Genomic DNA, 25,959 nt, shown 5'->3' with positions numbered 1-25,959 from the left:
GTTACACCCGGTAACGGCCTGGACAGCGCTCCAGGCCGTTTTCATTTAAAGTTCACCCCCCTGGCCAACGTCAGCCAAAGGTAAAGCACGGGTAAAGCTCCTTTGCTAATCCGATGCCAGTGCTTATCGTTCACGCTCTTCTCGCCGTCTTTCTCTGAACAAGGTTCGTTCGTCCCATGCAAGTGTCCAATTCCCGTTCTCCCCGTCGCTGGCTGTTCGGCCTGCTGATCCTGCTGCTGGTGGCCCTGCTGGCCTGGTGGCTGTGGCCCGCAGCGCCGGTCCACAAGGACGCGGCCGGCGGCGGCCGCCCGGGCAAAGGCATGGGCATGGGCGGGCGCCCGGGCTTCGGTGCTTCGAGCGACCCGGTACCGGTGCGCGTGGAGCCGGTGCGTGTCGGCGACTTCCCGCTGTACTACAAGGCCCTGGGCACGGTCACCGCGACCAACACGGTCAACGTGCGCAGCCGGGTGGCCGGCGAGCTGGTCAAGATCCACTTCCAGGAAGGCCAGCAGGTCAAGGCCGGCGACCTGCTCGCCGAGATCGACCCGCGCCCGTACCGTATTGCCCTGCAGCAGGCCGAAGGCACCCTGGCGCAGAACCAGGCGCAACTGAAGAACGCCCAGGTCGACCTGGCCCGCTATAAAGGCCTGTACGCCGAAGACAGCATTGCCAAGCAGACCCTCGACACTGCCGAAGCCCAGGTGGCGCAGTTCCAGGGGCTGGTCAAGACCAACCAGGCCGCTGTCAACGACGCCCGCCTGAACCTCGATTTCACCCAGATCCGTGCACCGATCAACGGCCGTCTGGGCCTGCGCCAGCTGGACCTGGGCAACCTGGTCGCCGCCAACGACACCACCGCGCTGGTGGTGATCACCCAGACCGAGCCGATCAACGTCGCCTTCACCCTGCCGGAAACCGAACTGGACACCGTGCTCGCCCGCTACCGCAGCGGCGCCAGCCTGCCGGTCGAAGCCTGGGACCGTGGTGATCGCAAGCTGCAGGCCACCGGCGTGCTGGGCAGCCTCGACAACCAGATCGATACCACCACCGGCACCCTCAAGTTCAAGGGCGCGTTCCAGAACAAGGACCACGTGCTGTTCCCCAACCAGTTCGTCAACGTGCGCCTGCTGGCCGACACCCTCAAGCACGTGGTGCTGGCCCCGGCTGCGGCGATCCAGTTCGGCAACGACGGCACCTTCGCCTACGTGGTCAACCAGGACAGCAAGGTCAACATCCGCATGCTCAAGGTAGGGGCCAGCGATGGCCAGCACAGCGTGATCCTCGAAGGCCTGTCCGCCGGCGACCGCCTGGTGCTCGAAGGCACCGACCGCCTGCGCGAGGGCACCAAGGTCGATGTGGTCGAAGACAGCTCGCAAGTGCCCACCACCCCCGGCCAGCATCTGCAGGGCCAGGACGCCAAGGGTGCGGCCAAGACCGGTGAATCGAGCTCCAAGGCGGGCGCATGAACCTTTCCCGCCTGTTCATCCTGCGGCCGGTCGCCACCACGCTGAGCATGCTGGCCATCGTCCTGGCCGGCCTGATCGCCTACAAGATGCTGCCGGTGGCGGCCTTGCCCCAGGTCGACTACCCGACCATCCGGGTCATGACCCTGTACCCCGGCGCCAGCCCACAGGTGATGACCAGTGCCGTCACCGCACCGCTGGAGCGCCAGTTCGGGCAGATGCCGGGCCTGGAGCAGATGGCCTCGACCAGCTCCGGTGGCGCTTCGGTACTCACCCTGCGCTTCAACCTCGACATGAACATGGACGTTGCCGAGCAACAGGTGCAGGCCGCGATCAACGCCGCCAGCAACCTGCTGCCCAGCGACCTGCCGGCACCACCGGTGTACAACAAGGTCAACCCGGCCGACACCCCGGTGCTGACCCTGGCGATTTCGTCGAAAACCATGCCGTTGCCCAAGCTCAACGACCTGGTCGACACCCGCGTGGCGCAGAAGATCGCCCAGATCAGCGGCGTGGGCATGGTCAGCATCGCCGGCGGCCAGCGCCAGGCGGTACGGATCAAGGTCAACGTCGATGCCCTGGCCGCCAACGGCCTGAACCTGGATGACGTGCGCACCCTGATCGGCGCCTCCAACGTCAACCAGCCCAAGGGCAACTTCGACGGCCCCACCCGGGTGTCGATGCTCGACGCCAACGACCAGCTGCGCTCGCCCGAGGAGTACGCCAACCTCATCCTCAAGTACACCAACGGTGCACCGCTGCGTCTGAGGGACGTCGCCGAGATCGTCGATGGTGCCGAAAACGAACGCCTGGCCGCCTGGGCCAACCAGAACGAGGCGGTGCTGCTGAATATCCAGCGCCAGCCTGGGGCCAACGTCATCGAAGTGGTCGACCGGATCAAGGAACTGCTGCCGTCGATCACCGACAACCTGCCGGCGGGCCTGGACGTGATGGTGCTCACCGACCGCACCCAGACCATCCGCGCCGCCGTGCGCGATGTGCAGCACGAGCTGCTGTTCGCCATCGCCCTGGTGGTGATGGTCACCTTCCTGTTCCTGCGCAGGGTCTCCGCCACGATCATCCCGTCCATTGCTGTGCCGCTGTCGCTGATCGGCACCTTCGGGGTGATGTACCTGGCCGGGTTCTCGGTCAACAACCTCACGCTGATGGCCCTGACCATCGCCACCGGTTTCGTGGTGGACGACGCCATCGTCATGCTGGAGAACATCTCCCGGCATATTGAAGAGGGTGATACACCGTTCCAGGCGGCGCTCAAGGGCGCGAAGCAGATCGGCTTCACCCTGATCTCGCTGACCTTCTCGCTGATCGCGGTATTGATCCCGCTGCTGTTCATGGCCGATGTGGTCGGCCGGCTGTTCCGCGAATTCGCCATCACCCTGGCGGTGGCCATCCTGATTTCCCTGGTGGTATCGCTGACCCTGACGCCGATGATGTGCGCGCGCCTGCTCAAGCACGAGCCGAAGGAAGAAGAGCAGGGCCGCTTCTACCGTGCCAGCGGCGCCTGGATCGACTGGCTGATCAAGCACTATGGCAGCGCCCTGACCTGGGTGCTCAAACACCAGCCGCTGACCTTGCTGGTGGCGGTGGCCACCCTGGCACTGACCGTGGTGCTGTACCTGATGGTGCCCAAGGGCTTCTTCCCGGCCCAGGACACCGGCGTGATCCAGGGCATCTCCGAAGCCCCGCAGTCCACCTCGTTCGCCGCCATGAGCGAGCGCCAGCAGTCCCTGGCCAGCGTGATTCTCAAGGACCCGGCGGTGCAGAGCCTGTCCTCCTACATTGGCGTGGATGGCGACAACGCCACCCTCAACAGCGGCCGCCTGCTGATCAACCTCAAGCCCCACGGCGAGCGCGACGTCACCGCCAGCCAGGTGATCAGCCGCCTGCAGCCGCAGCTCGACCGCCTGGTGGGGATCCGCCTGTTCATGCAGCCGGTGCAGGACTTGAGCATCGAGGACCGGGTCAGCCGGACCCAGTACCAGTTCAGCCTGAGCTCACCCGACGCCGAGCTGCTCGCGCAGTGGAGCGGCAAGCTGGTGCAGGCCCTGCAGCAGCGCCCCGAATTGCAGGACGTGGCCAGCGATCTGCAGGACAAGGGCCTGCAGGTGTACCTGGTGATCGACCGCGACATGGCCAGCCGTTTGGGTATCAGTGTGTCGCAGATCACCAACGCGCTGTACGACGCCTTCGGCCAGCGGCAGATCTCGACCATCTACACCCAGGCCAGCCAGTACCGCGTGGTGCTGCAGTCGCAGACCGCCGCCAGCCTTGGCCCGCAGGCCCTGGAGTCGATCCACGTGAAGGCCACCGACGGCGGCCAGGTGCGCCTGTCGGCGTTGGCGCGCATCGAGCAGCGCCAGGCGCAGCTGGCCATTTCGCATATCGGCCAGTTCCCGGCGGTGATGATGTCGTTCAACCTCGGTCATGGCGCGTCCCTGGGCGAGGCGGTGCAGGTGATCGAGCAGGTGCAGCAGGAGATCGGCATGCCGATTGGCGTGCAGACCCGCTTCCAGGGTGCGGCCGAGGCGTTCCAGGCCTCCTTGTCGAGCACCTTGCTGCTGATCCTGGCCGCCGTGGTGACCATGTACATCGTGCTGGGCGTGCTCTACGAGAGCTATATCCACCCGGTGACCATCCTTTCCACGCTGCCGTCGGCGGCGGTGGGTGCCTTGCTGGCATTGCTGCTCAGCGGCAATGACCTGGGCATGATCGCGATCATCGGCATCATCCTGTTGATCGGTATCGTCAAGAAGAACGCGATCATGATGATCGACTTCGCCCTGGAGGCCGAGCGCCATCAGGGCATGAGCCCGCGCGATGCGATCTACCAGGCGGCGCTGCTGCGCTTCCGGCCGATCCTCATGACCACCCTGGCCGCGCTGTTCGGCGCCGTGCCACTGATGCTCGCCACCGGCTCCGGCGCCGAACTGCGCCAGCCGCTGGGCCTGGTGATGGTCGGCGGGCTGTTGGTGAGCCAGGTGCTGACCCTGTTCACCACCCCGGTGATCTACCTGTACTTCGATCGCCTGGCCCGCCGCTGGCGCCCAGCGGCTGACGCACAGCAGGCCGACGCATGAACCTGTCCGGTCCGTTCATTCGCCGGCCGGTAGCGACCATGCTGCTGAGCCTGGCGATCATGCTGCTGGGCGGCGTGAGCTTTGGCCTGTTGCCGGTGTCGCCGCTGCCGCAGATGGACTTCCCGGTGATCGTGGTGCAGGCCAGCCTGCCCGGCGCCAGCCCCGAGGTCATGGCCTCCACCGTGGCCACGCCACTGGAGCGCAAGCTCGGTGCGATTGCCGGTGTCACTACCCTGACCAGTAGCTCCAACCAGGGCTCGACCCGGGTGATCATCGGCTTCGACCTGGGCCGTGACATCGACGGCGCCGCGCGCGAAGTGCAGGCGGCGATCAACGCCACCCGTAACCTGTTGCCCAGCGGCATGCGCAGCATGCCCACGTATAAGAAGATCAACCCTTCGCAAGCGCCGATCATGGTGCTGTCGCTGACTTCCTCAGTGCTGTCCAAGGGGCAGTTGTACGACCTGGCCGATACCATCCTGTCCCAGAGCCTGTCCCAGGTCAGCGGGGTAGGGGAGGTGCAGATCGGCGGCAGTTCGCTGCCCGCCGTGCGCATCGAGCTGGAACCGCAGTTGCTCAACCAGTACGGCCTGGCCCTGGACGATGTGCGCACCGCCGTGGCCAATGCCAACCAGCGTCGGCCCATGGGCTTTGTCGAAGACAAGGAGCGCAACTGGCAGGTGCGCGCCAACGACCAGCTGGAAAAAGCCGAAGACTACAAGCCGATCGTGATCCGCCAGCAGAACGGCGCGATCCTGCGCCTGTCCGACGTGGCCAAGGTCACCGATGGCGTGGAGAACCGCTACAACAGCGGCTTCTTCAACGACCAGAGCGCGGTGCTGCTGGTGGTCAACCGCCAGTCCGGCGCCAACATCATCCAGACCGTCGAGCAGATCAAGGCCGAGCTGCCGGCCCTGCAGTCGTTGCTGCCGGCCAGCGTCAAGCTGGACGTGGCCATGGACCGCTCACCCGTGATCAAGGCCACCCTCAAGGAGGCCGAGCACACCCTGCTGATTGCCGTGGCGCTGGTAATCCTGGTGGTGTACCTGTTCCTCGGCAACTTCCGCGCCTCCTTGATCCCAAGCCTGGCCGTGCCGGTATCGCTGGTGGGCACCTTCGCGGTGATGTACCTGTGCGGCTTCTCGCTGAACAACCTGTCGCTGATGGCGCTGATCCTCGCTACCGGCCTGGTGGTGGATGACGCCATCGTGGTGCTGGAGAACATCTCCCGGCATATCGAGAACGGCGAGAACCCCCTGCGCGCTGCCTACAAGGGCGCGCAGGAGGTCGGGTTCACCTTGCTGTCGATGAACGTCTCGCTGGTGGCGGTGTTCGTCTCGATCCTGTTCATGGGCGGCATCGTGCGCGGGTTGTTCAAGGAGTTCTCGATCACCTTGGCGGCGGCGATCATCGTCTCGCTGGTGGTGTCGCTCACGCTTACGCCGATGCTTTGCTCGCGCTGGCTGAAGGCGCACGGCCCGCAGCAGCAGACCCGCCTGCAGCGCTTGAGCGACCGCATCCACCAGCGCATGGTCGCCGGATACGATCGCAGCCTGGGCTGGGCGCTGCGTCACAAGCGCCTGACACTGTTCAGCCTGCTGGCCACCATCGGCCTCAACGTCGCCTTGTATGTGGTGGTGCCCAAGACGCTGATGCCGCAGCAGGACACCGGCCAGTTGCAGGGTTTTGTGCGCGGCGACGACGGCCTGTCGTTCAGCGTGATGCAGCCGAAGATGGAGATCTACCGCCGCGCGCTGCTCAAGGACCCGGCCGTGGAGAGCGTCGCCGGCTTCATCGGCGGCAACAGCGGCACCAACAACGCCTTCATGCTGGTGCGGCTCAAGCCCATCGCCCAGCGCAAGGAGAACGCGCAAAAAGTCATCGAACGCCTGCGCAAGGAAATGCCCAAGGTGCCCGGCGGGCGTTTGTATCTGATGGCCGACCAGGACCTGCAACTGGGCGGCGGTGGCCGCGACCAAAGTACCTCGCAGTACCTCTACACCCTGCAGAGCGGTGACCTGGCCGCCTTGCGCGAGTGGTTCCCGAAGGTGGCCGCCGAGCTGCGCAAGCTGCCCGAGCTCACCGCCATCGACGCCCGCGACGGCGCCGGCACCCAGCAGGTGACCCTGGTGGTGGACCGGGACCAGGCCAAGCGCCTGGGCATCGACATGAGCATGGTCACCTCGGTGCTGAACAACGCCTACAGCCAGCGGCAGATCTCGACCATCTACGACAGCCTCAACCAGTACCAGGTGGTGCTGGAGATCAACCCCAAATACGCCTGGGACCCGAGCACCCTGGAGCAGGTGCAGGTGATCACCGCCGACGGTGCCCGTGTGCCGCTGTCCAGCTTCGCCCGCTACGAGAACAGCCTGGCCAACGACCGCGTCAGCCACGAAGGCCAGTTCGCCTCCGAAGACATCTCGTTCGACGTCGCCGAAGGCTACAGCCCCGACCAGGCCTTGGCTGCGTTGGAGCGCGCGGTGGCCAAGCTGGGCTTGCCGGAGTCGGTGATCGCCAAGCTCGGTGGTACTGCCGACGCCTTCACCAAGACCACCGAGGGCCAACCGCTGATGATTCTCGGCGCCTTGGTGCTGGTGTACCTGGTGCTGGGCATCCTGTACGAGAGCTACATTCACCCACTGACCATTCTGTCTACCTTGCCCTCGGCCGGCGTCGGCGGGTTGCTCGCGCTGTACCTGACCGGCGGCGAGTTCAGCCTGATCTCGCTGCTGGGGCTGTTCCTGCTGATTGGTGTAGTGAAGAAGAACGCCATCCTGATGATCGACCTGGCCTTGCAGCTGGAGCGCAACGACGGCCTGTCGCCTGAAGAGTCGATCCGCCGCGCCTGCCTGCTGCGCCTGCGGCCGATCCTGATGACCACCCTGGCGGCCATCCTCGGCGCGCTGCCACTGTTGCTCAGCCAGGCCGAAGGCGCCGAAATGCGCCAGCCGCTGGGCCTGACCATCATCGGTGGCCTGGTCTTCAGCCAGATGCTCACCCTGTACACAACGCCTGTGGTCTACCTGTACCTCGACCGCCTGCGCCACCGTTTCAACCGTTGGCGCGGCGTGCGCACCGACGCTGCCCTGGATACCCCGCTATGAACTTTGCCCATACCCGCCTGCACCGTGCCCTCATGCGCCTGACCCAGGGGCGCGGTTCGCGCCTGGTTGGCGCCGGCCTGTGCGTGGCGATGCTCAGCGCCTGTACCCTGAGCCCCGACTACCACCGCCCCGAAATGAGCACCCCGGCGCAGTTCAAGCAGGCCGAAGGCTGGACCCAGGCCAAGCCGTCCGACGCCATCGCCCGCGGCGCCTGGTGGGAGATCTACGGCGACGCGCAGCTCAATGCGCTGGTCGAGGAGCTCAACCGCAGCAACCAGACCGTGGCGCAATCGGCCGCCCAGTACCGCCAGGCCCAGGCCCTGGTGCGCAGCAGCCGGGCGTCGCTGTTCCCGTCGCTGGACCTGACCGTTGGCAAGAACCGTTCGGCCCAGGGCACCGGCAGCTCCAGTTCCAGCCTGTCGAACAACAGCAGCGGCATCCGCGACACCTACAACGCCCAGCTCGGTGTCAGCTGGGAGATCGACCTGTGGGGCAAGTTGCGCGAAACCATGAATGCCAACGAGGCCAGCGCCCAGGCCAGCCTCGCCGACCTGGCCGCGATCCGCCTCAGCCAGCAGTCGGAACTGGTGCAGAACTACCTGCAGCTGCGGGTGATCGATGCGCAGAAGCGCCTGCTCGAAGCCACTGTCGCCGCTTATGAGCGTTCATTGAAGATGAACGAAAACCAGTACCGCGCAGGCGTCGCCGGGCCCGACGCCGTGGCCCAGGCCCGCACCCAGCTCAAGAGCACCCAGGCCGACCTGATCGACCTGGCCTGGCAGCGGGCGCAGTATGAGAACGCCATTGCCGTGCTGATGGGCAAGGCGCCGGCCGATTTCGCCCTGGCGGCGAGCAACGACATCCCGGCATTGCCCGAGGTCCCTGTGTCGCTGCCGTCGCAACTGCTCGAGCGCCGCCCGGACATCGCCTCGGCCGAGCGCAAGGTCATGGCCGCCAACTCGAACATCGGCGTGTCCCGCGCGGCCTACTTCCCCGACCTGTCGTTGAGCATGAACGGCGGTTACTCCAGCAGCAGCTTCAACAACTGGATCGAGCTGCCCAACCGTTATTGGTCGGTGGGGCCGCAGTTGGCGTTGACGCTGTTCGATGCCGGCAAGCGCAGCGCCGAAGTGGACCGCACCGTGGCGGTGTATGACCAGACCGTGGCCCAGTACCGGCAGACCGTGCTGGATGGCTTCAAGGAAGTGGAAAACTACCTGGTGCAGCTCAAGGTGTATGGCGACGAGGCCGTGGTGCGCCAGGAAGCGCTGGACGCGGCCCGCGAATCGCTGCGCCTGACCGAGAACCAGTACAAGGCCGGGTTGATCGGCTACCTGGATGTGGTGAGCGTGCAGACCACGGCGCTGAGCAATGAGCGCAGTGTGCTGACGCTGCTGCAGGGGCGGTTGTTGGCGAGTGTGCAGTTGATTGCGGCGTTGGGTGGGGGTTGGGATGAGCGGCAGGCGCTCGCGGACCAAGGGGACTGAGTTGATCGCAGTAAAGGGACTGCTTCCTGGTGCATGACGGGCGAGCGGCAGCGACTTGGAGATCGAGCGCCGCCCGCGCGGCGCTCGATCCCATAGGCGCCAAACCTCTAGCGGCGAACACCTGGCAGCCTCCAGCTCCATCAAGTCTGGAACCCCCCGCCAATCCAAATGAATGCGTGGCGATCTGCCATTTCTGGTGCACACTGTATCGAGCCAGTGTTGACTTGCTGCCACTGCAGTCAGGGCGCATTGACCAGGCCGGCGCAGGGAGCGCCACAGGGCCATTTCTGTCAGGCACGCAGGAGCGAGAGGGTCGCAATGAGCGCACAACGTCGGTACCGGTCGGTGTTATGGCTCGCCTTGGCCTTGCTGCCGACCTTCACCCTTGCCGATGAGCCGTGCCGGCAACTTACCGCCACCGGCAACCCGGAATACCCCCCTTACCTCTGGCGTGACCCACACAATCCCCAGCAACTGATCGGCGCCAATGCCGACCTGCTCAAGCAGGTGGCAAAGGAACTTGGACTCACGGTGGAGCTCCTCTACACCGGCCCCTGGTCGCGGGCCCAGGAGGAGCTGAACACCGGGCGTATCGACCTGATGGCCGGCTACTTCCATACCCAGGCGCGCGAGCAGTGGGTGGATTACGTCAGCCCGCCGTTCCTGTTCAACTCCAGTGTGGTCTGGGTCCGCAAGGGCGAGGGCTTCGCCTATAGCGACTGGTCGGACCTTAAGGGGCGGCGCGGTGGGACGTTGGTCAACAACAGCCATGGCCAGGCCTTCGACGACTATGCCCGCGCACAGCTCAACCTCGAAGCGGTGCCCAGCGCCACCCAGGCCTTCGAGAAGCTGCTGCGCAAACGCAACGACTACGTGATTTTCGAGCGTTACCCAGGCCTGGCCCTGGCCCGCACGCTGGGCAAGGAACAGCAGCTGGAGGTACTGGAACCGCCAGTCTCCAGCGAAGGGCTGTACCTGGCGCTGTCGCACAAGTCCCCCTGCAACACGCCCGAGTTGCGTGAGCAACTGGCGCTCAAGCTCAAGGCGCTGGTTGCAGGGCCGCTGCCCGAGCAACTCATGACCGAGAACCTGGAGCGCTGGAAACGCCAGCAGGCCGAGGAGTGAAGCAGCGCTTTGGTCATGAGCCGCGCTGGCGGCTGTTACCTTTGGTCTAAAGCGTGGCTGCCAGTCGCCTATGCTGTTCCAGCTATATCCAAGTCCCTTGATCAATCAGTGAAGAGGCAAGCCCATGAGCACCAGGCCTACAGTCGTTCTTGTCCACGGTTTCTGGGGCGGCGCCGCCCATTGGGGCAGGGTGATCGTCGAACTGTCACGCAAAGGGATCAGCGAGCTGCGGGCCGTGGAGCTGCCGCTGACCTCGTTGGCCGATGACGCCGAGCGCACACGCAAGATGGTTGCGCAGGTACAGGGGCCGGTGCTGCTGGTGGGGCATTCCTATGGCGGGGCGGTCATAACCGAGGCGGGTAATGCAGCGAACGTGATGGGGCTGGTGTATATCGCTGCCTTCGCCCCCGATGCCGGGGAGAGCCCCGGCGGCCTCACGCAACAGCACCTGCCGGTGGCGGCGCCGAACCTTGCGCCGGACAGCGATGGCTACCTGTGGATCAAGGCCGACAAGTTTCACGAGAGCTTCTGCCAGGACCTGTCGGCAGAGGATGCACTGGTGATGGCGGTGACGCAGAAGGCGCCGCTGGCCAGTACCTTTGGCGACACCATCAGCGACCCGGCGTGGAAGCACAAGCCAGCGTGGTACCAGATTTCCAGCCAGGACCACATGATCGCACCGGCCAATCAGCAGATGATGTCAGCGCGGATGAAGGCCAGGAAGGTCATCACCCTCGCCGCCAGCCATGCCTCGCTGGCGTCCCACGCGCGGGAGGTGGCTGCGCTGATCGAAGAGGCGTTGAGCTAACCGTTCAGCTCTTGCACTTGGCCACCACCACCTGGCAGGTGTTCGGGGCACCGCCGGAGCGGCCGGCGTAGCGCATGCAGTTGTCCAAAGACTTGCGGCTGGCCGTGGCCAGGGTCGGGCCGAAGGCTAGGCCGCCTTCGCCCCTTTGGGGCATGGCCTTGGCGTAGCAGTTGGCGCCCTGGGTGGCGTAGCGGGTATTGGTGTGTTTGCTCGAGCAGCCGCCAGTGAATGCCAGGCTCAGGGCGAGCAGGGGGAGGGCGAGCAAAGGTATGTGCCCGGACCGGGTGGCCATCGCGAGCTCCTGAATCAGTGGTAGTGGGTTGTGTCGGCTTGTAAAGATTAGCCGCAGTCGTTCCGCTTGGCGCGGGTTCGAGGTTGCCCGGCCAACGCCGCCACGGGCAAGCCCGGGAATGGCGGAAGGTTTTGGCCTGGCAATGGACGTGGTGCAGCATGCGACCAGTGGCAATCTGCCGGTATCTGCTGGTTGAAAAGCTCTGGTGCAGTGATCACGCGGCTTTCAGCTCTCCATTGGATCCATTCCCATTCGCGAAAACCCCGTGCGTTTCGTCAAAGCTTGAGTACAATCATCGGCTTTTCCGGGCCCTCCCTCGCCCTGCTCCTGGAAGTGCACATGCTGATCGGTAGTTACTCCTCCTCGCTGGTGTTGATCTCGCTGTGCGTGGCCATTCTTGCCTCTTATACGGCCCTCGACCTGACCGGGCGCATCGCCACGGCCAAGGGGCGTGCGGTGTATCTGTGGATGGGGGGTGGGGCACTGGCCATGGGTATCGGCATCTGGTCGATGCACTTCATCGGCATGCTGGCCTTCAGCCTGCCGATCAGCCTGGGCTACGACACTGGGTTGACGGCGCTGTCCTTGCTGATCGCGGTGCTGTCGTCGGGCTTTGCCCTGTGGCTGGTGAGCCAGCCCAAGCTGCCGTGGCTGCAACTGGGCTTCGGTGCGTTGATCATGGGCACCGGTATCGCCTGCATGCATTACATGGGCATGGCCGCGCTGCGCATGGAGCCTGGGATCGACTACGACCCGGCCCTGTTCGGCGCCTCCCTGGCCATAGCGGTGGGCGCCTCGGCGGCGGCCCTGTGGATCGCCTTCCGTCTGCGCCAGCACACCCCGTATGTACGGCAGGTGCGGGGTGTGGCGGCGGTGGTGATGGGGGTCGCCATCGTCGGCATGCACTACACCGGCATGGCCGCGGCGAACTTCCCCGAGGGCAGCTTCTGCGGTGCGCTGGCCGATGGCCTGGCGGGGGACGGCCTTGACTACCTGGTGCTGATCACCACCCTGGCGGTACTGGCCGTGGCGCTGCTCACCTCGGTGCTGGATGCGCGCCTGGAGGCGCGCACGGCGGAGCTGGCGCGCTCGCTGACGCTGGCCAACCAGGAACTGACCCAGTTGGCCCTGCACGACACCCTGACCGGGCTGCCCAACCGCACACTGCTGGCCGACCGCATCGAGCAGGCCATCGGCCGGGTGGCGGAGCAAGGCGGCTGCTTCGCCCTGATGTTCATCGACCTGGACGGCTTCAAGCCGGTCAACGATGCCTTTGGTCACCATGTCGGCGACCTGCTGCTCAAGGCGGTGGCGGCTCGCTTGCGCGGCCACCTGCACAGCCAGGACACCCTGGCGCGCATCGGCGGTGACGAGTTCGTGCTGTTGGTCGAGCTCGGCGAGCCGGACGATGCCATGAACGTCGCGGCCAAGCAGGTCAACCTGATGGCCAAGCCATTCCGGGTGGCCGAGCATGACCTGCTGCTGTCGGCCAGCCTGGGCATCGTGCTCTACCCGGGCAACGGACTGGACCAGCATGAGCTGCTGCGCAATGCCGATGCGGCGATGTACCACGCCAAGAGCGCCGGCAAGAACGGTTACAGCTTCTTCGACGCGTCGATGAACAGCAACGCACGCCAGCAGCTGCAATTGCTTCAGGACCTGCGCTCGGCGCTGGAGCATGGCCAGTTCCGCCTGCATTACCAGCCCAAGTTCGATGCCGTCGCACGCCAGCCCATCGGTGCCGAGGCACTGTTGCGCTGGGAGCATCCGCAACATGGCCTGATGCTGCCGGACCGCTTCATCGGCCTGGCCGAAAAGACCGGGCTGATCATCCCCATCGGCGAATGGGTGCTGGGCGAAGCGTGCCGGCAGATGCGCCAATGGCTGGGTGAGGGGCGGGAGAACTGGCGTATCGCGGTCAACCTGTCGGCGATCCAGTTCTGCCATGCCGGGCTGGTCGACAGCGTCGCCCAGGCCTTGGCCGCCAACGGCCTGCCGGCCAACCGGTTGACCCTGGAAATCACCGAAACCACCGCCATGCGCGACGCCGATGCCAGCCTGATGGTGCTGCAGCGCCTGTCGGACATGGGCGTGGACCTGTCCATCGATGACTTCGGCACCGGCTACTCCAGCCTGATGTACCTCAAGCGCCTGCCGGCCAACGAGCTGAAGATCGACCGTGGTTTCGTCCGCGACCTGGAGCAGGACAGCGATGACGCCGCGATCGTCTCGGCCATCGTCGCACTGGGCCAGGCGCTGGGGCTGCGGATCGTCGCCGAAGGGGTTGAGACCGACCGCCAGCAGGATTTCCTCACCCGGCTGGGCTGTGACTCGCTGCAGGGCTACCTGCTGGGCCAGCCGGTGCCGGCGGAGCAGTTCATCAGCAGGCTTGACGCGCGGCGTGAGCAGGTGAACTGACTACACGGCGTCGCGCAGCACGTTGAAACGCAGGTCGAAGGTTTCCATCTCGGCCTCCACCGCCTCGATGATGCGCTCGACGTCGGTGGCGGCCATGATCGCCGCGCAGGGGATGCCGGCGATGGCCAGCAGGGTTTCACCGCTGGCGCGGTCAAACAGGCGGGCGACCATGCTGCGTGGCGCATCCATGCTGGCTTCGAAACCCAATGGATGGAAATGCCAACGCATCACCTGGCAGGCGTTGGGGAACGTCATCTTGTTCATGCCAGCCTCCTTGTTCGTTGCTGAACGGGGTGATGTCGACGTGGTGAGTCAGACAGGCCTTACCTGGCCGTCGGAATCTAACCATAGCAGCCGCCAGGGCAACGTTCTGCGCAAAACATGACAAATGTGTTAATGCATGACGGCCGTCACAGTGCCTGGTGACGACCGGCTGGCGGCCGCCGGCCAGGGCAAACGTTTTCCCGCTGGGGCGGGGGCTGGTATCGGTGCTTGCTCTGCTATGTTTACCGACAGCGCGTTTCGGACCAGCGGCGCTGCCGGGCAGACAGGGAGACAGTCATGCGTTACGCCACGCTCACCCAACGTATCGCCGGCGACGCGGCTGCCGCCTGGGACATCCACTACCAGGCCCAGGCCCTGCGCAAGCAAGGCCGCGAGGTATTCCTGCTGTCGGTGGGCGACCCGGACTTCGACACCCCCGCAGCGGTGGTTGAAACCGCCGTGAGCAGCCTGCGCCGGGGCGACACCCATTACAGCGATGTGCGCGGCAGCCTGGCCCTGCGCGAGGCGATCGTGCGCCAACGCCGGCTGGCACTGCATCCGGACCAGGTGGTGGTTACCGCCGGTGCCCAATGCGCCTTGTACGCCACCTTCCAATGCCTGTTCGAGGCGGGTGATGAAGTGATCGTCGCCGAACCCATGTATGTCACTTATCACGGCGTGCTCGCTGCCTGCGGGGCACAGGCTGTGCAGGTGGCCGTGCGCCCGGAGCAAGGATTTCGCCTCGACCCCGAAGCGGTGGCCCGGGCCATCACCCCGCGCACCCGCGGGCTGCTGCTCAACAGCCCGCACAACCCCACTGGTGCGGTGATTCCCCTGGCAGACCTGCGTCGCCTGGCGCAATTGTGCCGCCAGCATGACCTGTGGCTGGTGTGCGACGAGGTCTACCGTGGCCTGCTGTATGAAGGTGAGGCGCCCAGTCCGCTGGGCCTGCCGGGCATGGCCGAGCGCTGCGTGGTGATCGACAGCCTGTCCAAGACCCATGCCATGAGTGGCTGGCGGATTGGCTGGGTGATCGGGCCGCCGGCGCTGGCCGAGCACCTGACCAACCTGGCGATGGCCATGCTGTTCGGCCTGCCGGAGTTCGTCATGCAGGCAGCCTGTGTGGCGTTGCAGCAGCAACTGCCTGAAGTGGCGCGCATGCGCGAGGCGTACCGCCAGCGGCGCGACCGGGTGTGCGCGGTGCTCGAAGGTTGCCCGGGCGTGCAGGCCCACCGGCCGGCCGGGGGCATGTTCGTGATGCTGGACATTCGCGCCACCGGGCTCAGCGCCCAGGCCTTCGCCCAGCGCCTGCTCGACGAGGAAGGCGTGTCGTTGCTGCCGGGGGATGCCTTTGGGCCCAGCGCCGCCGGGCATGTACGCCTGGGCCTGGTACTGGAGGCCCAGGTGCTGGAGCAGGTGTGCCAGCGGATCGGCGCCTGTGCCCGGCGCCTGCTAGCCCAGCAGGCCAGCGGCGATGTTGATGGTGAAACCGAGGATCGCCGTGTTGAACACGAAGCCTACCAATGAGTGGGCCAGTACCACCCGGCGCAGTGTGCGCCCGGCGACCCCCACGTCCGAGGTCTGCACGGCGACGCTGATGGTGAACGAGAAATAGTGGAAGTCCCAGTAGTCGGGGTTGCGCTCGCCGTCGGGGAAGCGCAGCGGTGGCTCGTGGCTTGCGCCTGTGTAGAACAACCGGGCGTAGTGCAGGCTGAAGATGCAGCCGATCAGCAGCCACGAACCTGCGATGGTGAGGCCGGTGTACAGGTAGTGCAGGGCCAGCGCGCTGCCGGCAAGCCCTCGGCTGGAAACCAGTTGCAGGGTCACCGCGGCCAGGCTGGCGATGGCGGCGACGCTCACGGTGATCAGCACCAGGCCGGCGTTTTCGTCTTCGACCCGGGCCACCTTGCGCACCCTGTCCGGCGTTGCCCGCAGGCTGAGCCAGAGGACCATCAGCAGGTACAGCCAAACCCCGAGGTTCCAGCCGGCGAGGATGTGCTGCACGGTGTCGTCGGCCGGGATCAGCCAGGCGCCGGCCAGGCCGGCCAAGGTGGCGAAGGTGAGGCGGGGGTGGGTGCGGGTGAGGTGGTGGAAGGCCATGCGGTCTCGTTGCTGAAGTGGGATGCGTGCAACTGTAGCCCACCCAGTGGCGCTCGCGGGGCAAATTCAGTCTTGGTCCTAATGCTGATCAGTCAGTGCGCCATCATGTGCATTCGGGCCGCTCTGCGGCCCTTCGCGGGCAGCCCCAATTTGGCTTGACTAGTCAGCAGTAGGGCTAACCCGGCATCCCATCCACGCGGGGCCGCAGCAGCATCGGCAAGTAGTGCCAAACGAACAGTAGCAACGCCGCGCAGCCGAACAGCACCGAGAGCCCCAGCCCCAGAGATGTGAAGGGTGTCACCAGCACCCGTGCAACCGCGGCCAACTGGATCAAGGCAAACGCCCAGCCGATACTGCGCGGCACCTGCAAGGGCCGCCCGGTATGCCCCAGGCTGACCCGCGCCATCATCGCCACGATCAGCCCGGTCATCGCCCCCACCGTCAGCGCATGGGCTGGCAGGCTGGGATTGAGCGCAACGCCCGTATGCCACAGGGCCAGGCCCAGGCAGGCCGGGATCAGCCAGGCATAGGCCAGGTGCAGCGACCACAACAGCGGCAGCCGCCACAAGCCACGGTCATGCCACTGCGTCAGGCGTACCGCGTGCAATACGGCGAGGGCGCCGAACAGCACTGCCATTGCGGGTTGCGGTGTGTCATTGAGGCCGAGCACATAACTGACCGGCAGGGCCACGCTGCCCAGCAGGCAGGCGCGGTCAAGCCAGGGCCGGGCCGGGGCGGGGCTCATGTTGCCCAGGCCGCGGCGGGTGAAGAACGGGATGACCCGCCCGCCGATCACACTCATCATCGCCGCCACCAGCCACAGCCCGGCGAGCACGCCACGCCGTTGCCACGTCTCATCCTGGTTCAGCCAGCCGAGCAGGGTGATCCACTGGCAGGTGGCGAGCAGCAGCACCAGCGCCACGATCGGGTAGTTGTTGCGCAAACGCCGCTGGATGATTGGCCGGGCCAGGGCCAGCGCCACCAGTGGCAGGAATGCGCCGTGCACGGCTACCAGCAGCGCTGCCGGCAGCGGCAGGAACCAACTGGCACGGCCCAGCAGCCAGAGCAGGAACAGCCCTTGCAGCCAGCGGCCGCTTAAGCCGGGCAGGCCGCTCCAGTTTTGTACCGCCGTGAGCAGGAAGCCGGCGACGATGGCCCCGGCAAAGCCGAACAGCATCTCGTGCCGGTGCCAGGCGAGCATGCCGCCAGGGGCTGCGGTATGCACGGCGCCTGTGAGCACGCCGGCCCACAGCAGCAGGGCGAGCAGCGCGAACACGCTGCCGCCGAGGAAGAACGGACGAAAAGCCAGGGCCCAGAGGGCCTGGCGCGGACGGGCGGCAATCGGCTGGACTAGCATGGCGGGACCCTTGGTTCGATCGGAGAGGTTGAATGGGGTAACATCAGGATCCGTGCCAGCGCTCAAACCCTTGAATATCAAGGTGATGGCACTTAACCGAGTCATATGGACCAGAATATTTTGTTGTCGTTGTGACATCTTTTCGTGTCATAACGACTCGCTACGCGCCTTGCCTCACCCCAGGCCAGGCTTCGCTACAGGATCCCCGTTGTGATTGACCTTGCGCGCAACCCGCTGCTGCAATACCTGGCCCGCCTGGCGCCGTCCAGCCAGCTGACCATGCGCTATATCCTCCAGGACGCTGCCGACCGCCTGGGGTTCGTCGATGCCGACATTGCCGATGTGCCGTGGCACCACCTGGAGCCCGGCCATGTGATCGCCCTGGTCGCCGCCCTGCGGGCCGACGGCTACGCCCCCAACACCTCTTCGCTGTACGTCAATGCCGTGCGCGGGGTGATGAACGAGGCTTGGCGGCTGGAGCTGATCGAACATGAGCGGTTGCTGAAGATTCGCGAGGTCAAGCCCGCCAGCGGCAGCCGCCTGCCCCCGGGACGTAACCTGCGGCGTAGCCTGATCCGCGAACTGATGGAGGTCTGCGCCGCCGACCCGCGGCCCCAGGGCGTGCGCGATGCGGCGATCCTCGCGCTGCTGTACGGCACTGGCATGCGCAAGTCGGAGTCGGTGGACATCGACCTGGCCCAGGTGGACTTCCAGGAGCGCTGCGTGCAGGTGTTGGGCAAGGGCAACCGCCAGTTGCTCAAGTACGCCCCGGCCTGGGCCTTCGACAAGCTCTCGGCCTGGCTCGAGCTGCGCCGCCAGCAGCTGCCGGCCGGGGAGCGTGACGACAGTTTCCTGTTCAATCGCATCCGCCGTGGCAACCACATCACCCGCGCGCGTATCACCAAGCACGCCATTTACTACATCGCCCGCCAGCGCGGGGCGCAGGTGGGGGTGAAGATCATGCCCCACGACTTTCGCCGGGCGTTCATCACCCGGGTGATCGAGGAGCACGACCTGTCTATCGCCCAGAAGCTGGCGCACCACGCCAATATCCAAACCACGGCCATCTATGACCGGCGCGATGACAACGAGCGGCGGCGGGCGGTGGAGCGTTTCGACTATTGAGGCGTTGCTCCATTGTAGGAGCGGCCTTGTGCCGCGAAAGGGGCGCGAAGCGGCCCCATATTTTCAGCAACGCTACAGTAATCACCGGGGCTGCAGCGCAGCCCTTTCCGACCGGTCCGGCGCCCCGGCAAGACCGCTCCTACAACAAGACAATTCCTTAATGAATGCTTGAAGCCAGCTCGAAGATCGGCATGTACATCAGGATCACGATCAACCCGATCAGCAGGCCGATGAAGGTCATCAGCAGCGGCTCGAACAGCTTGACGAACCACTCGACCCAGCGTCCGATCTCCTGGTCATGGAAGTCGGCGCAGCGCTCCAGCATTTCGCCGAGGTTGCCCGACTGCTCGCCCGCCCGCAGCAGGCGCAGCGACACTGGGGTCACCAGCTGCCCGGCCTCCAGTGCATCGGACAGCGGCAAACCCTCCGCCACGCGCCGGCTGGCTTGCGCCAGGCCCTCGGCGGCAGCGCTGCCCAGCAGCCCCTGGGCCATGCCCAGGGCAGTGAGGATGGGGATGCCGCCTTGCAGCAGAATCCCTAGCGAGCGGTAGAAACGCGCCAGTTCGTACATCACCAGGCGCTGGTGCAGGGCCGGGACACGGCGCAGCTGGCGGCTGGCCCAACGGCGCACGGCCGGGTGGCGACGCAGGGTGACCAGCAGCGTGATGCCGCCCAGCGCGCCGAGCCCCAGGGGCAATTGCTGCGCGTGCAGGAACAGGCCGACCTGCATCAGCACCCGTGACAGCCACGGCAGCTCGGTGCCCATCCCCTCGAACACCAGGCTGAAGCGCGGCACCACGTAGCCGAGCAAAAACAGCACCACGCCACCGCCCACCAGCAACAGCAGCAGGGGGTATACCGAGGCGCCCACCAGCTTCTGGCGCACCAGGTCCAGGCGCTGGCGGTAGCCGATATAGCGCGTCAAGGCATCGCCCAGTGCCCCGGTGCGCTCGCTGGACTGCACCAGCGCCACATACAGCGTGGGGAACACCCGTGGCTGCTGGCCCAGGGCCTGGGACAGCGAACGCCCCTCATACAATTGGCGCACCAGTAGCTCCAGGGTCTTGCGCGCGCTGCCTGCGGGGGACTTCTCGGCCAGGCTCTCCAGGGCGTCGATCAGTGGCAGGCCGGCATTGAGCAGGGTGGTCAGCTCCTGGCTGAACAGCACCAGGTCGAACGCCGGCGCGCGGCGCCAGGGCAGGGCGCGCAGCCCCAGGCCCATGCTGCGCGCGCTGAGTACCCGCAGGCCCTGGTCCTCGGCCTGGCGGCGTGCCTGTTCGAGGTCTTCGGCCTCCACCTGCAGTTGCACCACGCCCTGGCTGCCCAGGGCCTTGAGCTGATAGCGCATGGCCGGGCTCCTCATTGCCAGCTGGTGATCTCGGCGTTTTCACCATCGCCGCCGGGCTGGCCGTCCTTGCCCATCGACAGCAGGTCGTACTCGCCGCCGTTCTCGCCGGGTTGCCGGTAAATGTAGGGGCGACCCCATGGGTCCTGCGGTACGGCTTTCTGCAGGTACGGCCCGGACCAGCGCGCCTCGCCGCTGGGGGCCACGGTCAGCGCCTGCAGGCCCTGTTCGCTGCTGGGGTAATGGCCGACTTCCAGGCGGTACAGGTCCAGGGCCTTGCCCAGGCCCTCGATCTGTGCGCGCGCCACCTTGGCCTCGGAGCGGCCGAGCTGGCTGAAGTACTTGGGCGCGACGATACCGGCCAACAGGCCGAGCACTACCAGCACCACCAGCAGTTCGAGCAGGGTGAAACCGTGTTGTGCATGGATTCTGCGCTGCATGGGGAAACCCTCCGTTGCGTGTGCACAGCCTCCATGCAACAGCCGTGCACGTCTGCGCCGGGGCCTTGCGCCATGCGGGATGGCAAGCGGCACGCTGCTTGCGTCGTGCTGTGCACACCCGGGTTTTCCGGGGCATTTCCCCCACATCGGGGGCCACGGTGGGAGGCGATCGGCATGCGTGGACTGAATCTTCTTGGGCTGGCGGCGGGATTGATGGCGGCGGCGGTGGTGCCGGATGCCGTGGCCGACATCTATATCGCCAGCGACGGCAAAGGCGGTTTCATCCTGTCCAATGTGCACCGGCCAGGCCGGCAGTACGAGCGGGTGATCAGCGAGTCGACGGCGGTCGGCGGGCCGGTCAACGCGCAGTTGGTCACCGGCCGGCCCTATGCCGACCTGGTGGCCGCCGCCGCCCTGGCCAACGATGTGCCCCAGGCCCTGCTGCATGCGCTGATCAAGGCCGAGTCAGGCTACAACCCCAAGGCGCGCTCGCCCAAGGGCGCGGCGGGGCTGATGCAATTGATGCCGGACACGGCGAAAGAGATGGGGGTCAAGGACGTGCTTGACCCAAAATCCAATGTGCAGGGCGGGGCACGCTACCTCAAACGCATGCTGACCCTGTTCGACAACGACATCACCCTGGCCGTGGCAGCCTACAACGCCGGCCCCGAAGCGGTGCTCAGCCGCGGCAAGGTGGTGCCGCCGTTCGCCGAGACCCGGCGTTATGTGCCCAACGTGCTGCGTGATTACCGCCTGTTGCGGGGGTTGGCCGAAGATTCGCCGCTGTAGCCGGTAGGCCTGGCCGGCCCCTTGGTCGCGAAAGCGCCGGGCAGTGGCGTAAAACCATCATGGTGTCCCCAACTCTGGGCTATAACCTTGAAACAGGTGCCCAGCCGCGGAGCCCGCCATGGACCTCGCCCCCGTCCCGACACACTCATGCCCGCCACCGAGGCCAGCACGGCGCGCCGGCCATTCAACCTGCTGCGCTGGTATGCCTGGGTCAGCCTGGCGATCATCGTTTCGGTGGCCGTGGGGCTGGGCTTGATCTCCAGCCGCTACATCATCGACGAGAGCGTCGAGCGCGATGCGTTGTTGACCGCCCAGTTCATCACCTCGATTGCCGACGCCGAGGTGCGCCATGTGTCGATCCCCAATGTGCGCACCATGGGCGAGCTGCTCGACCCGCGTACCGACCACGGCATGCCGGATGTCGACCCCGAGGCCCGGCGCAAGGCCCGAGGCGAGTTCCTCGACCATATCGCCCACCTGCCGGACATGCTCCTGGCCAACATCTACGCCCCCGACCGCACGGTGATCTGGTCGAGCAATCCGGCGCTGATGGGCAAGTTGATCGAGGGCGACGACGACCTCGACCGGGCCTTCGAGTACAAGATGCGGGTGTCGGCGAGTTACCACGATTTCGACAAGGCACGCAGTGAGCAGAAGTTCGTCACCCCGCCTGAGCAGCTGTTCATCGAAAACTACATCCCGCTGTTCGATGCCGATAACGATCAGGTCACCGCCATGGTGGAAATCTACAAGGAACCCCATGACCTGATCGTGCGCATCGAGCATGGCCTGCTGTTGATCTGGCTGGCCGTCGCGGTGGGGGCCGGGCTGGTCTATGCCGGGCTGTACGGCATCATGCGTCGGGCTGCCCGCTTGATGGCCGTGCAGCAGAAGCGGCTGATCGGCAGCGAAACCTTCGTGGCGCTGGGCGAGGTGTCCTCGGCGGTGGCCCACAGCCTGCGCAACCCGTTGGCCAGCATCCGCTCCAGCGCCGAGCTGGCCCAGGCGTTTGACGAGGGCCCGGCACAAACCCACGTGAACGACATCATCCAGCAGGTCGACCGCATGTCCCACTGGGTGCGCGAGCTCTTGCAGTCGCTGCGCCCGTTGAGTGAAGAAGCGGTGCCGGTAGACCTGGGCCAGGCCCTGCAGACCAGCCTGCAAGCCTACGACGCGGCGCTGCGGCGCAGCAGCGTGCAGGTGCGCCTGGCCGAGTTGCCGACGGTGCAGGTGCTGGGGCAGCCGGTGCTGCTGGTGCAGATTTTCAACGGCCTGATCGCCAATGCCCTGGAGTCGATGGAGCAGGGTGGCGAGCTGCGCGTGGAGCTGGTGCGGCACGACCGCCGCAGCCTGACGCTGCGCCTTTCGGACACCGGCCGGGGGATGAGCGAGCAGCAACAGCGCCTGGCCTTCCGGCCGTTCTTTTCCACCAAGCAGGGTGGCCTGGGGGTGGGGCTGATGCTGGTCAAGCGGATCATGGAGCGCTTTGGCGGTTCGGTGAGGTTGAGCAGCTACGAAGGGGTCGGCACCCGGGTGTCGTTGAGTTTTCGCCTGGCCCAGTCATGACATCGATACCGGCAGGGTTTCACAAAGCAGTGGATGTGTTGAGGTTAAATGTTGGGTGAAGATTACCCAAATGTGGGGAATATATCTTGAATCTACATTATGAATATTTAATAAACACCTGAAAAACAACGATTATTTAATAATATAAAGTGCTGGCCAAAATCTTGCTTTTCCTTTGAATAACCGTCGGCTAGGGCCAGTGTCACGGTCGGCGGTTATCAATGTGCTACCGCGCGTAGCGGGGCAATCCTCAGCAGCATTCAGGCGGGAACCAGGCGATGCAGACACTGCAGGACGAAGCCCCCGACAAATCCGCTGTGCCCTCGACCGGCCTGGCTGTGCCGCTACGCGAGTTCAACCTGCTGCGCTGGTTTTCGTTGGTCAGCCTGCTGATCATCGCTTCAGTGGCCATTGGCCTTGGCTATGTGTCGACGCGTTTCGTGGTGCGTGACAGCGTCGAGCGCGATGCCATGCTCACTGCGCAGTTCATCCAGGCCATGGCCCAGGCCGAGGTTCGCCATTCGCTATTGCCGCCGGGCATCACCATGGGCGAGCTGCTCGACCCACGGCTCGACCAGCAGCACCTGCAGTTCACCCCGCAACTGGCCGAGTCGACCCGGGTAGAGTTCCTCGACCATGTCGAGCACCTGCCCGATACCCTGCTGGCCAACGTCTATGCCCGGGACCGGACGGTGGTCTGGTCGACCAATGTGCAACTGATCGGCAAGCGCATCGATGAAGATGGCGACCTTGAGCATGCCTTTCGCTCGCGTAAATCGGTCTCGGCCAGCTACCACAAGGCCGACGAGGATCGCGAAGAACAGAAGTTCGAGCGCGAGCCGCGCCATCTGTTCATCGAAAACTACATCCCGTTGTTCGACAGCCAGGGCGAGCAGGTGCTGGCGATGGTCGAGATCTACAAGGAGCCCCAGGACCTGGTGCGGCGGATCCAGCGTGGCTATGTGCTGATCTGGGGCTCGACCCTGGCAGGTGGGGCGCTGATCTACTTCGGGCTGTTCTGGATCGTGCGCCGGGCCGCGAGCATGCTGCATCACCAGCAGGATCGCCTGGTGGCGAGCGAAACCTATGCCGCCCTTGGCGAGATGTCCTCGGCATTGGCCCATAGCCTGCGCAATCCGCTGGCCAACATCCGTTCCAGCGCCGAGCTGGCCCAGGAGATCGCCAACCCGGCGGCGCAAAAGAATATCGGTGACATCGTTACCCAGGTCGACCGTATGTCCCGATGGGTGCGCGACCTGCTGGTGTCGCTGCGCCCGGCCAGTGACGAGCCCGAAGCGGTCGACCTGATGGCCGCCATCGAGGATGCACGGCAGGCGTTCACCCCGCAGATCCAGCGCAACGGTGTGCAGTTCAGCTTCAGCGGGCCCGCCGAGCAATGGGTGGCCAGCCAGCCATTGCAACTGACCCAGATCCTCAACAGCCTGTTTGCCAATGCTTTGGAAGCCATGCCGCTGGGCGGCGAGCTGCGTGCCGAGGTGCTCACGCTGGACGGCCAGCAGACCCAGCTGTTGCTCAGCGACACCGGCAAGGGCATGACCGAGCAGCAGAAACGCATGGTGTTCAAACCCTTTTTCACCACCAAGCAGGGCGGCCTTGGGGTCGGCCTGGCGTTGGTCAAACGCATCATGGAGCGCTTTGGCGGTTCGGTCGAACTGAGCAGCCGCGAAGAGGAAGGAACCCGCGTCAGCCTTACATTCAATCTTGCAGCGGGAGGGGACCATGGATCACAGCATCCTGGTGGTCGAGGATGACGAAATCCTCGCCGACAACATTTGCACCTACCTGAAACTCCAAGGCTTCGAGGTAACCGTGTGCCACAGCGCCGAGCTGGCCCTTGAGCAGGTCAAGCGGGCTCAGCCAGACGCTGTAATCACCGACAACTCATTGCCCGGCATGAGTGGCCATGACCTGTTGCGCACCCTGGCGGCCCAGGTGCCGGAGCTCAAGGTGATCATGATGACCGGCTACGGCAACGTCGAGGACGCCGTGCTGGCCATGAAGGAGGGCGCCTTCCACTACCTCACCAAGCCGGTGGTGCTGGCCGAACTCAAGCTGATGCTGGAAAAGGCACTGGCTACCGAACGCATGGAGCGCACGCTGTCGTTCTATCAGGAGCGCGAGGCGCAGAAATCCGGTTTGCAGGCGTTGATCGGCGAGTCACCGGCCATGCTCGAGCTCAAGCACACCTTGCGCCAGGTGCTCGATGCCGAGCGACGCATGGCCAGCGACGACCTGCCGCCCGTGCTGGTCGAAGGTGAAACCGGGACCGGCAAGGAGCTGGTAGCGCGCGCCCTGCATTTCGACGGCAGTCGAGCCAAGGGGCCTTTCATCGAGTTCAACTGCGCGTCGATCCCGGCCAACCTGCTGGAGGCCGAGCTGTTCGGCCACGAAAAGGGCGCCTTCACCGATGCCAAGGACCGCCGCGTTGGCCTGGTCGAGGCGGCTGATGGCGGCACCCTGTTCCTCGACGAGATCGGCGAGATGGACCTGGTGCTGCAGGCCAAGCTGCTCAAGTTGCTTGAAGATCGCAGCATTCGCCGTATTGGCGCGGTGAAGGAGCGCAAGGTCGATTTACGGGTGATCAGCGCCACCAACTGCAACCTCGAGCAGATGGTGCAGCAGGGCAAGTTCCGCCGCGACCTGTTCTTCCGCCTGCGTATCATTGCCGTCAAGGTGCCGCGGCTGTATGCCCGCGGCCAGGACATCCTGCGCCTGGCCAAGCACTTTCTCGCCCACCACGGGCGGCGCTATGGCAAACCTGGCCTGCGCTTTTCCGCCGAGGCCGAGGCATTGATGCTCGGCTACAGCTGGCCGGGCAATGTGCGTGAGCTGCGCAACATGCTTGAGCAGACGGTATTGCTGGCACCCGGCGAGGTCATCGGGGCGCACCAGCTGAACCTGTGCCTGACCCTGGTCGATGAGCCCATGGCCCAACCGGCGTCAGCGACCGTGTACGAATTGCCCCGGCATGAGCCGGAAGCCGCCGGCAGCCTGCCGGACATGGAGCGCGACATGGTTTGCCGGACCCTCGACCGTACCGACTGGAATGTCACCAAGTCGGCGCGCTTGCTGGGGCTGTCGCGGGACATGCTGCGCTACAAGATCGAAAAGCTGGGGCTTACCAGGCCGGACAAGCGGCAGTGGTGAGCCGTGG

At 65.5% G+C, this 25,959-nt stretch carries 19 protein-coding genes; 13 read left to right on the top strand and 6 right to left on the bottom strand.

The features are described from left to right. Window positions 1–176 precede the first annotated feature (176 nt). The 6 genes from L6D77_RS09150 to L6D77_RS09125 all read left to right on the top strand — a co-directional run bounded on the left by L6D77_RS09150 (window position 177) and on the right by L6D77_RS09125 (window position 11,088). A complete protein-coding gene (locus L6D77_RS09150) occupies window positions 177–1,466 on the top strand; it encodes an MdtA/MuxA family multidrug efflux RND transporter periplasmic adaptor subunit (RefSeq protein WP_232881430.1) in 1,290 nt (429 codons plus the stop codon). Next, the gene (locus L6D77_RS09145; protein ID WP_232881429.1) at window positions 1,463–4,561 is read left to right on the top strand and encodes an MdtB/MuxB family multidrug efflux RND transporter permease subunit; all 3,099 of its coding nucleotides are present in this window, start codon (window positions 1,463–1,465) and stop codon (window positions 4,559–4,561) included. Before L6D77_RS09150 ends, L6D77_RS09145 begins: the two co-directional genes overlap by 4 nt. Beyond that, window positions 4,558–7,668 carry a multidrug efflux RND transporter permease subunit gene (locus L6D77_RS09140; protein WP_232881428.1) on the top strand — a complete coding sequence of 1,037 codons (3,111 nt, stop codon included), beginning with the start codon at window positions 4,558–4,560 and terminating at the stop codon, window positions 7,666–7,668. The genes L6D77_RS09145 and L6D77_RS09140 overlap by 4 nt, the downstream gene beginning before the upstream one ends. Next, on the top strand, window positions 7,665–9,155 hold the full coding sequence (locus L6D77_RS09135) for an efflux transporter outer membrane subunit (RefSeq protein WP_232881427.1): 1,491 nt from the start codon (window positions 7,665–7,667) through the stop codon (window positions 9,153–9,155). Before L6D77_RS09140 ends, L6D77_RS09135 begins: the two co-directional genes overlap by 4 nt. Before the next feature lie 318 nt (window positions 9,156–9,473). Continuing rightward, on the top strand, window positions 9,474–10,280 hold the full coding sequence (locus tag L6D77_RS09130; protein ID WP_232881426.1) for a substrate-binding periplasmic protein: 807 nt from the start codon (window positions 9,474–9,476) through the stop codon (window positions 10,278–10,280). 124 nt (window positions 10,281–10,404) lie between these two features. Beyond that, window positions 10,405–11,088 (top strand): alpha/beta hydrolase, encoded by a 684-nt coding sequence (locus L6D77_RS09125; RefSeq protein ID WP_232881425.1) that lies wholly within the window; start codon window positions 10,405–10,407, stop codon window positions 11,086–11,088. A gap of 4 nt (window positions 11,089–11,092) precedes the next feature. Here the strand turns inward: L6D77_RS09125 and L6D77_RS09120 are convergent, their stop codons facing one another. Then, window positions 11,093–11,380, bottom strand: coding sequence for a hypothetical protein (locus L6D77_RS09120; RefSeq protein ID WP_232881424.1), 288 nt, complete (start codon window positions 11,378–11,380; stop codon window positions 11,093–11,095). A 339-nt stretch (window positions 11,381–11,719) separates the two neighbouring features. Between L6D77_RS09120 and L6D77_RS09115 the strand changes: the two genes are divergently transcribed. Further along, a complete protein-coding gene (locus L6D77_RS09115) occupies window positions 11,720–13,798 on the top strand; it encodes a putative bifunctional diguanylate cyclase/phosphodiesterase (RefSeq protein WP_232881423.1) in 2,079 nt (692 codons plus the stop codon). On the opposite strand, the gene L6D77_RS09110 is transcribed toward L6D77_RS09115, so the two are convergent. Next, on the bottom strand, window positions 13,799–14,062 hold the full coding sequence (locus L6D77_RS09110; protein WP_151030276.1) for a DUF1652 domain-containing protein: 264 nt from the start codon (window positions 14,060–14,062) through the stop codon (window positions 13,799–13,801). Window positions 14,063–14,359: 297 nt separating this feature from the next. On the opposite strand from L6D77_RS09110, the gene L6D77_RS09105 reads away from it, so the two are divergent. Further along, window positions 14,360–15,589, top strand: a complete 1,230-nt coding sequence (locus tag L6D77_RS09105) for a pyridoxal phosphate-dependent aminotransferase (protein ID WP_232881422.1) — start codon at window positions 14,360–14,362, stop codon at window positions 15,587–15,589. Here the strand turns inward: L6D77_RS09105 and L6D77_RS09100 are convergent. Both L6D77_RS09100 and L6D77_RS09095 read right to left on the bottom strand, forming a co-directional pair. Beyond that, window positions 15,515–16,162, bottom strand: a complete 648-nt coding sequence (locus L6D77_RS09100; protein WP_232881421.1) for a DUF1345 domain-containing protein — start codon at window positions 16,160–16,162, stop codon at window positions 15,515–15,517. The two genes, L6D77_RS09105 and L6D77_RS09100, sit on opposite strands and share 75 nt — an antisense overlap. A 175-nt stretch (window positions 16,163–16,337) precedes the next feature. Then, entirely contained in the window at window positions 16,338–17,519 is a 1,182-nt protein-coding gene (locus L6D77_RS09095; RefSeq protein WP_232881420.1) for an NnrS family protein, read from the bottom strand. Between the two features lie 210 nt (window positions 17,520–17,729). On the opposite strand from L6D77_RS09095, the gene L6D77_RS09090 reads away from it, so the two are divergent. Then, a complete protein-coding gene (locus L6D77_RS09090; protein ID WP_232881419.1) occupies window positions 17,730–18,644 on the top strand; it encodes a site-specific integrase in 915 nt (304 codons plus the stop codon). A 157-nt stretch (window positions 18,645–18,801) separates the two neighbouring features. Here the strand turns inward: L6D77_RS09090 and L6D77_RS09085 are convergent, their stop codons facing one another. Together L6D77_RS09085 and gspG are read right to left on the bottom strand one after the other, a co-directional pair. Then, entirely contained in the window at window positions 18,802–19,992 is a 1,191-nt protein-coding gene (locus L6D77_RS09085; RefSeq protein WP_232881418.1) for a type II secretion system F family protein, read from the bottom strand. 11 nt (window positions 19,993–20,003) lie between these two features. Continuing rightward, entirely contained in the window at window positions 20,004–20,429 is a 426-nt protein-coding gene (gene gspG / locus L6D77_RS09080) for a type II secretion system major pseudopilin GspG (protein WP_232881417.1), read from the bottom strand. Window positions 20,430–20,603: 174 nt separating this feature from the next. On the opposite strand from gspG, the gene L6D77_RS09075 reads away from it, so the two are divergent. From L6D77_RS09075 to L6D77_RS09060, 4 genes are all read left to right on the top strand, one after another. Then, the gene (locus tag L6D77_RS09075; protein ID WP_232881416.1) at window positions 20,604–21,218 is read left to right on the top strand and encodes a lytic transglycosylase domain-containing protein; all 615 of its coding nucleotides are present in this window, start codon (window positions 20,604–20,606) and stop codon (window positions 21,216–21,218) included. 147 nt (window positions 21,219–21,365) lie between these two features. Further along, complete coding sequence (locus tag L6D77_RS09070) at window positions 21,366–22,784, top strand: sensor histidine kinase (protein WP_232881414.1); 1,419 nt, start codon at window positions 21,366–21,368, stop codon at window positions 22,782–22,784. A gap of 278 nt (window positions 22,785–23,062) precedes the next feature. Beyond that, a complete protein-coding gene (locus tag L6D77_RS09065) occupies window positions 23,063–24,556 on the top strand; it encodes a sensor histidine kinase (protein WP_232881412.1) in 1,494 nt (497 codons plus the stop codon). After that, a complete protein-coding gene (locus tag L6D77_RS09060) occupies window positions 24,525–25,952 on the top strand; it encodes a sigma-54-dependent transcriptional regulator (RefSeq protein WP_232881410.1) in 1,428 nt (475 codons plus the stop codon). Before L6D77_RS09065 ends, L6D77_RS09060 begins: the two co-directional genes overlap by 32 nt. Window positions 25,953–25,959: the final 7 nt, after the last annotated feature.

The sequence above is a fragment of the Pseudomonas parasichuanensis genome (assembly GCF_021601385.1).
In the GTDB taxonomy this organism is placed as follows: Bacteria; Pseudomonadota; Gammaproteobacteria; order Pseudomonadales; family Pseudomonadaceae; genus Aquipseudomonas; species Aquipseudomonas parasichuanensis.
The sequence above is the reverse complement of the archived record's forward strand: the minus strand, read 5'-3'. Positions and strand labels throughout refer to the sequence as shown.

Excerpts from the sequence above, each read along its gene's own strand:
- L6D77_RS09150 (WP_232881430.1), top strand. The coding sequence starts at position 177 with ATGCAAGTGTCCAATTCCCGTTCTCCCCGTCGCTGGCTGTTCGGCCTG.
- L6D77_RS09145 (WP_232881429.1), top strand. The coding sequence starts at position 1,463 with ATGAACCTTTCCCGCCTGTTCATCCTGCGGCCGGTCGCCACCACGCTG.
- L6D77_RS09140 (WP_232881428.1), top strand. The coding sequence starts at position 4,558 with ATGAACCTGTCCGGTCCGTTCATTCGCCGGCCGGTAGCGACCATGCTG.
- L6D77_RS09135 (WP_232881427.1), top strand. The coding sequence starts at position 7,665 with ATGAACTTTGCCCATACCCGCCTGCACCGTGCCCTCATGCGCCTGACC.
- L6D77_RS09130 (WP_232881426.1), top strand. The coding sequence starts at position 9,474 with ATGAGCGCACAACGTCGGTACCGGTCGGTGTTATGGCTCGCCTTGGCC.
- L6D77_RS09125 (WP_232881425.1), top strand. The coding sequence starts at position 10,405 with ATGAGCACCAGGCCTACAGTCGTTCTTGTCCACGGTTTCTGGGGCGGC.
- L6D77_RS09120 (WP_232881424.1), bottom strand. The coding sequence starts at position 11,380 with ATGGCCACCCGGTCCGGGCACATACCTTTGCTCGCCCTCCCCCTGCTC.
- L6D77_RS09115 (WP_232881423.1), top strand. The coding sequence starts at position 11,720 with ATGCTGATCGGTAGTTACTCCTCCTCGCTGGTGTTGATCTCGCTGTGC.
- L6D77_RS09110 (WP_151030276.1), bottom strand. The coding sequence starts at position 14,062 with ATGAACAAGATGACGTTCCCCAACGCCTGCCAGGTGATGCGTTGGCAT.
- L6D77_RS09105 (WP_232881422.1), top strand. The coding sequence starts at position 14,360 with ATGCGTTACGCCACGCTCACCCAACGTATCGCCGGCGACGCGGCTGCC.
- L6D77_RS09100 (WP_232881421.1), bottom strand. The coding sequence starts at position 16,162 with ATGGCCTTCCACCACCTCACCCGCACCCACCCCCGCCTCACCTTCGCC.
- L6D77_RS09095 (WP_232881420.1), bottom strand. The coding sequence starts at position 17,519 with ATGCTAGTCCAGCCGATTGCCGCCCGTCCGCGCCAGGCCCTCTGGGCC.
- L6D77_RS09085 (WP_232881418.1), bottom strand. The coding sequence starts at position 19,992 with ATGCGCTATCAGCTCAAGGCCCTGGGCAGCCAGGGCGTGGTGCAACTG.
- gspG (WP_232881417.1), bottom strand. The coding sequence starts at position 20,429 with ATGCAGCGCAGAATCCATGCACAACACGGTTTCACCCTGCTCGAACTG.
- L6D77_RS09075 (WP_232881416.1), top strand. The coding sequence starts at position 20,604 with ATGCGTGGACTGAATCTTCTTGGGCTGGCGGCGGGATTGATGGCGGCG.
- L6D77_RS09070 (WP_232881414.1), top strand. The coding sequence starts at position 21,366 with ATGCCCGCCACCGAGGCCAGCACGGCGCGCCGGCCATTCAACCTGCTG.
- L6D77_RS09065 (WP_232881412.1), top strand. The coding sequence starts at position 23,063 with ATGCAGACACTGCAGGACGAAGCCCCCGACAAATCCGCTGTGCCCTCG.
- L6D77_RS09060 (WP_232881410.1), top strand. The coding sequence starts at position 24,525 with ATGGATCACAGCATCCTGGTGGTCGAGGATGACGAAATCCTCGCCGAC.